A 6,056-nucleotide genomic window follows, 5' to 3' on the forward strand; every position below is an offset into this window, starting at 1 on the left:
CAGTACATCGAGCAGCAGAACCGTCCCGGTTAAGGCACTGCTCGGGCCTGGCGGCCCTCCCAGCGCGGGCCTTCACCCCCGGCCTGAAGGCCGGAGCACTGGCCCGCATTCCGGTAGCCGGTCAGCTGGTGCATGCGTTCAGTCAGGTCGAAGTCGTCGACCAGGGTGTCGGACAGGACCACGAACGCGTCGATGACGCGTTGATCGTGGGTGGGGCCGCGGTCCGGGGCCGTCGGGGCGCTCACGAAGCGCTACTCGGGTCGAATCGCAGCCGGTGGGCGAGCACGTCGACGACGACGTCGCGGACGTGCCGATCGTGGTCGACGGCGTATCGGCGCAACCGGTGCAGGGCGGTATCGGCGTCGACGTCGGCCTGGACCATCACCCTGCCGGTGGCCTGTAGCAGGAAGGCGGCCTCCTGGCCGATCACGGCGCCGGCGCCGTTGCCGGCGACGGCGTCGTCCTGCAGCAGTACCGCCGCCACGGCCGCGTAGCGGACGGCATGGTCGACGTCGGTATCGCTCAAGGCGCCTGCGGTGATGCGGCACATCTCGAGGGTGGCTACCGGCCGACCGTCCAGCAGGACCGGGAAGGCGAACACGGCGCGGATGCCGACCGCAACGGCGCGGGCACCGAAGTCGGGCCAGTCGGCGATCGCCGGAACATCGTCGAGATCGGAGACCAGGACCGGTCGCCGGGTGTAGAAGGCGTCGAAGCACGGGCCTTGGCCCAAGGCGATCTGCAAATCTTCGATCAGGTCGATGAGCCTGCCGGTGACAGCGAGGACCACTCGACCGTGTGGGGTAAACATGGTTAGCCCGACCCCGTCGATGGCCGGCAGGACGGCCTGCAGCCCGGCACACAGGGCACCGGTGCCACCGCGCGCACGAAGGGTCGAGACGGTGCGCTGGACCGAGTCAGGTCCAGCTTGGTCATCGTGCAGGGCACTCATCGCGGACTTCCGAACCCGGAGCAACGCCGGGCCGGTAGGGGGCGCACCGGCGGCGCGTCAGGTCGCCACGGCGGAAAACAGGACAGGAATGAACGACTCACGAAGGCCTCCTGGAGGACGAGTGTCAGTTGCACCCGTCACGGATCGGAGGCCAAACGGGGTCCAGGTCAAAACGACCGAGTCACCCGACGAGTTCGAATACTCTGGACCCTACACCGCCCCTCTGCCTTCACGGCCATTCTCAGTCGGCGTAGCGCTCGGGGACTGTTGGTACCTGCTCGAGGGTGTGGCTGAGCGTGTTGTTCGCCCGGTGATGCCGGACTCAGCTCCTGAAGTGACCCACTGTTTCCCACCCGCTCAGGCACCGCCATCACCCGGGACCCGCTCGAACGTCGAGTAGCCAGGCACGCCGCGACAGCCGCACTGGCCTGCTCGACCCTCGCCGAGAAGAAGATCTCCCCGCATGTCCTGCGTCACACCGCAGCCATGCGGTTGTTGAACGCCGGAGTCGACACCACTGTGACTGCCCTGTGGCTTGGCCACGAAAGCGTTGCCACAACCCAGGTCTATGTCCACGCCGACCTCGTGTTCAAGGAACGCGCGCTGGCCCGTACCACGCCGCTCGGCACTGCTCCAGGGCGCTACCAGCCCACCGACACGATCGTCGCCTTCCTGGAGAGCCTGTGGCTATGCCGACGACATCCGCAGGATCAGAGGGAGCCGGCGGGCCGTCAGCACACAGAAATCCTCTACTCCACGAGTGAGGTTCGGTGTGCCCGACGGCGTCCGGATCTGGCTGCTGAGCGGAGTTCAGCCCTGGCGGGTGGGTCGGATGGTCAGGTCGCCAATCTCGACGTCGTCGGGTTGATCGATTGCGAAGGCGATCGCCCTGGCTACCGATGCCGGGTCGATGCCGAGGTCGGCCATGTTCTGCCTGGCCTGCTCACGCATGGCCGGGTCGTCGAGGGCGTTGTCGATGAGTTCGGTGCGCACGTAGCCCGGGGAGATGGACGTGGTGCGCAGGACGCCGTCGGTGCTCTCCTGTCGCAGAGCCTCCAGGAAGGTGCGGACCGCGTTCTTCGTTCCGGCGTATACCGCCTGCGTGGGAACAATTTTCAGTCCTGAGGTCGATACCACGGTGACCAGGTGGCCATTGCCCTGACGGCGGAACACCGGCAACGCTGCGGCGATCCCGTGCAGGATGCCTTTGACGTTCACGTCGACCATGGTCGACCAGCCCGCGAGGTCGAGGTCGTCCATTCGGCCTATCTTGGTGATCCCGGCGTTGCCGACCAGGACGTCCAGCCGACCGAACCGTTTGACGGCGGTGTCGACGAGTGACTGGAGGTCGTCGGGGTTGACGACATCGACGTGAACGGCTGCCGCGGTGCCGCCCGCGGCCGTGATCTCGCCGACCAGCCGATCCAACCGGTCGGTGCGGCGCGCGCCCAGCACGACGACCGCACCGCAGGATCCGAGATGGCGTGCTGTTGCTTCACCGATGCCACTGCTGGCGCCGGTGATGGCGATGACCTTGCCCTGGATAGTCATGGCGACTCCCACCTAGAATGGACACATGTCCGGATACCCTGATCAGCATAGCGGACATGTGTCCGCTTACGCCGGGAGCAGCACACCACAACGGTCCGACGCGCAGCTCAATCGGGAACGGATCCTGCAAGCGGCGCGCAAGCTGGTAAACGGACCGGGTGCGCTGAAGCTCAACGCGGTCGCCAAGGCGTGCGGCATAGGGCAAGGGACGCTCTACCGGCATTTCCCAACGCGCGAGAGTCTTCTGGTCGAGGTCTACCGCGCGGAAGTCGACGAGTTGGTCGCCGCCGCCCCGCAGCTGCTGGAGTGCCACCAGCCGCTGGACGCACTCGGGGCCTGGTTCGACCGAGTGGCTGCTTACGCCCGGGTCAAACGCGATGTTTTCGCGGCCGTCGAGGCGGCCACCTGGCGCGACCTCGCCGCCCACAGCCTCGGCCCGATCGGCGACGCGGTCGACCTGCTGCTGACTGCGGGCCGCGCGACCGGCAGCATCCGCCCGGACGCGGAGGCCCGCGACGTCATCGTGCTCATCAGCTGGCTATCGCGCCTGGATGACGCCGAACTCGATGCCCGCGGGCCCCGGTTGTTGTCAATCCTGATCGACGGACTCCGGACACCCCATTCCTAAACTGGACGGATAAAGGATGCCGGCGCGAGTGCGAGGTCAGGCAGACGAAGCAAATCCCATCCGGTTCAGCCGCGACACGGCGCCATCCCACGTCGAACGACTACGCACCGTCAGCGACAACAGGTTGCCCACCCTCCTGCGTCGCAGCGCCCCCTGTGCTTTTGCGCTCATGACCGCTGCACACTTGGCGACCCGGCTCTGTAACCGACGCGTACGCCGACACCTGTCGGAAGCAGATTGGCTCAACACCGCGAGAATCGATCGCCATAATCATGAATCCTTAACTGAACGGCATTGGTCCTTGGCCAGATGTCGAGCAGTCCAGCACGAATCGGGAGTGAATGTGGAGTTCATCGACAGGAACTACGGACCCGGCCCGGCGGGCGACGAGCAGCCCAGCATGTTCCAGCTCCAACACCAGCTGCCGCAGCCTGTCAACGCCGAAACCAAATTTCCCGGCTAGACGTTCCAGGGTAACCGGCTCGTTGCCCGCGGCGTCCCGAAGCGAGTCGATAGCCACGCTCTCCCACGCGTCGATGGGACGCTGTGCAGGGTGTGATGCTCGGGAGTGAATCCGCTGCGCTTCCTCGGCGATGTTAAGAAGCGCTGTCCGGATACGCTGGGCATGCCAGTAGGGAATCTGCCCATCAGCGAGTTGCGATCCCAGCTCGATCAGCGTGGCCTCCCAACTAGCAACCGAACCTGGGTTGCGGGATCGGACCACTCGCTCAACTATTCTCTCGGCAGGCTGGACACGGACTACCCCGGTATCCATGTCCTCACCTAGACGGCGGCTGGCACTACGCATTTCATAAGCCCGCTGCCGACATGAACGGTCACAGTAGCGCAACAACCTGCCAGCCTGCCGTTGGTAAACGGTCCGCCCACACCACTGGCACGGCGTCTGGATTGGACGTTCAACTGACGCCATCCCTCAACTGTAGCCCGGGACTACCCGCGTTCCTTCCACGAAGGGACGCTCTGAGCAACGTCACTGACGTTACAAAACGGCTCGGAATGCCAGGGGGTGTGCCTCTTATGAGATGGCTAGCCTCGGCCCTTCGTTAAGGGTGTCCAAGGACTGAGCCAGAAATAGAGAAGTGCCTTCTGATCAGGGAAAATAGGGCTTGTCGAGAGTCCTAATCAACCCGTCACGGAAGGCACTTGCTGGGTGAAGACTACCCGAACCCGTCCGAGGATCAGCGTGACCGGCGGCGGGCGGGGCGTGGTCGGTCACGCCGGCGCCCCGGCTCCTCGCAGATCTTGCTGACGCAACCGGCCTGAACAGCGCGTTCAGCTTCGCTCTCGCCGGGCTCCGGCAACGCCGGGGCGGGCATGATCCCGGCCGGATCGCCGTCGATCTCGCCGTGACACTGGCCGATGGTGGCGAGGGTATCGCTGATCTGGCCGTGTTGCGCGACCAGTCGGCCCTGTTCGGGCCGGTCGCGTCCGATCCGACCGCCTGGCGGCTACTGTCGCAACTCGACCAGGCGGCTCTGGCTGAACTTCGTGCCGCTCGGGCCCTGGCCCGGGAGGTCGCCTGGGCTCAGCACGCCGACACCCGCGGTGGCTTCCCGCAGGTCACCGCCGCCGGGCGGCAGGTCGACGGTTGGGTCCTGGACATCGACGCGACGATCGTGATCTGCCACTTGCGAGAAGGAATCCGCGACCCGGACCTGGAAGAAGACCTTCGGATATCACCCGCTGCTCTGCTTCCTGGACAACACCGGCGAAGCGTTGTCCTGTCTGCTGCGCGAGGGCCGGGCCGGGTCGAACATCACCGCCGACCACATCACCGTCCTGGACCAGGTCCTGGCCCAGATCCCCGACGCCCACCGTCACGGCACCCCGATCCTGCTCCGCGCCGATGCGGCCGGCTCCAGCCACGGCTTCCTCGCCCACATCCGCATACTGCGCGAACAGCACGTCGACATCCGATTCAGTGTCGGCGCCGCGATCACCGAACCGGTCCGGGCCGCGATCCCCCGTGGTCACGGGCGGCGGGAATCGCCCCGTTGCGCTACACCCTCGTTCTGGGGGTGTACACCGAGGACGAACAGCTCATCGACGCGCTCGTGGACGAGCCGTCCATCGCCAATGTGTACGTCGGAGACCACCCCACCTACTGGACGGACACCGGTATCCCACACGACGGATATCTCGCGCACTTCCTCATGCGTACCAAGGGATTCATCCGCGGCTGAGCCGCCGCGGGAGGCCGGCCATTCACGAACCAGAAGGACGACCCGATGTACAACGTGCCCCTGAGCAACGGTATGGAGATGCCGGTACTCGGCTTCGGCGTCTACCAGATTCCGCCGGAGCAGACCGAGCGGACTGTCTCCGAGGCCCTGTCCGCCGGTTACCGGTTGTTGGACACTGCCGCCTACTACGGCAACGAGGAAGCCGTCGGCCGCGCCATCCGGAACAGTGGCATCCCGCGTGCGGACCTGTTCGTCACCACCAAGCTGTGGGTCCAGAACGCCCCAGCCCAGCAGAACACCCGGCGCGCGGCCGAGGCCTCACTCGCCAAGCTCGGTCTGGACTATCTCGACCTCTATCTGATGCATCAGCCCTACGGCGACGTCTACGGGCAGTGGCGTGCCATGGAGGACCTGAACCGCGAAGGGCTCGCCAAGACGATCGGCGTCGCCAACTTCTACCCCGACCGCCTCGTCGACCTCGTCGTCAACAACGACATCATGCCCGCGGTCAACCAGATCGAGACCCACCCGTTCTTCCAGCGCACCGCAGACCAGAGGCTCATGCGCAAATACGGAGTCCAGATCCAATCCTGGGCCGGTCTCGCCGAGGGAGTGTCAAGAAAACGGCTCTGGCGCAGAAACGGTGGTGGAGGTGATCTGCCTATGCGAGCAGGATTCGCTGGCGTAGGAGGTCGAAGCCGGCGCGCCCGTACATTTGCCG

General features: G+C 65.7%; 6 protein-coding genes and 2 pseudogenes. 5 read left to right on the forward strand and 3 right to left on the reverse strand.

Annotation, left to right across the window (positions count from 1 at the left end; all coding sequences use genetic code 11):
• Positions 1–29: 29 nt before the first annotated feature.
• Both WH85_RS40720 and WH85_RS40725 read right to left on the reverse strand, forming a co-directional pair.
• On the reverse strand, positions 30–245 hold the full coding sequence (locus WH85_RS40720; RefSeq protein WP_045747514.1) for a hypothetical protein: 216 nt from the start codon (positions 243–245) through the stop codon (positions 30–32).
• A complete protein-coding gene (locus WH85_RS40725; RefSeq protein ID WP_083449643.1) occupies positions 242–952 on the reverse strand; it encodes a GAF domain-containing protein in 711 nt (236 codons plus the stop codon). The genes WH85_RS40720 and WH85_RS40725 overlap by 4 nt, the downstream gene beginning before the upstream one ends.
• A gap of 342 nt (positions 953–1,294) precedes the next feature.
• On the opposite strand from WH85_RS40725, the pseudogene WH85_RS54260 reads away from it, so the two are divergent.
• Positions 1,295–1,522, forward strand: a pseudogene (locus tag WH85_RS54260) (tyrosine-type recombinase/integrase); the annotation flags it as partial.
• Between the two features lie 240 nt (positions 1,523–1,762).
• On the opposite strand, the gene WH85_RS40730 reads toward WH85_RS54260, so the two are convergent.
• On the reverse strand, positions 1,763–2,503 hold the full coding sequence (locus WH85_RS40730) for an SDR family oxidoreductase (RefSeq protein WP_045747526.1): 741 nt from the start codon (positions 2,501–2,503) through the stop codon (positions 1,763–1,765).
• Positions 2,504–2,528: 25 nt separating this feature from the next.
• On the opposite strand from WH85_RS40730, the gene WH85_RS40735 reads away from it, so the two are divergent.
• From WH85_RS40735 to WH85_RS40750, 4 genes and pseudogenes are all read left to right on the forward strand, one after another.
• Positions 2,529–3,131 carry a TetR/AcrR family transcriptional regulator gene (locus WH85_RS40735; protein WP_083449644.1) on the forward strand — a complete coding sequence of 201 codons (603 nt, stop codon included), beginning with the start codon at positions 2,529–2,531 and terminating at the stop codon, positions 3,129–3,131.
• A 1,171-nt stretch (positions 3,132–4,302) separates the two neighbouring features.
• Positions 4,303–5,129, forward strand: a pseudogene (locus WH85_RS49510) (transposase); the annotation flags it as partial.
• A 17-nt stretch (positions 5,130–5,146) separates the two neighbouring features.
• A complete protein-coding gene (locus WH85_RS40745) occupies positions 5,147–5,335 on the forward strand; it encodes a hypothetical protein (protein WP_045747517.1) in 189 nt (62 codons plus the stop codon).
• A 45-nt stretch (positions 5,336–5,380) separates the two neighbouring features.
• Positions 5,381–6,056 (forward strand): aldo/keto reductase (locus WH85_RS40750; RefSeq protein WP_083449645.1); only part of this gene is annotated, 676 nt, incomplete at its 3' end.

This window comes from Actinoplanes rectilineatus, assembly GCF_000962825.1.
GTDB classification, from domain to species: Bacteria; Actinomycetota; Actinomycetes; order Mycobacteriales; family Micromonosporaceae; genus Actinoplanes; species Actinoplanes rectilineatus.

What these genes read in the sequence shown, in the direction of transcription:
- WH85_RS40725 (WP_083449643.1), bottom strand. Translation starts at nt 952, where the DNA reads ATGAGTGCCCTGCACGATGACCAAGCTGGACCTGACTCGGTCCAGCGC.
- WH85_RS40730 (WP_045747526.1), bottom strand. Translation starts at nt 2,503, where the DNA reads ATGACTATCCAGGGCAAGGTCATCGCCATCACCGGCGCCAGCAGTGGC.
- WH85_RS40735 (WP_083449644.1), top strand. Translation starts at nt 2,529, where the DNA reads ATGTCCGGATACCCTGATCAGCATAGCGGACATGTGTCCGCTTACGCC.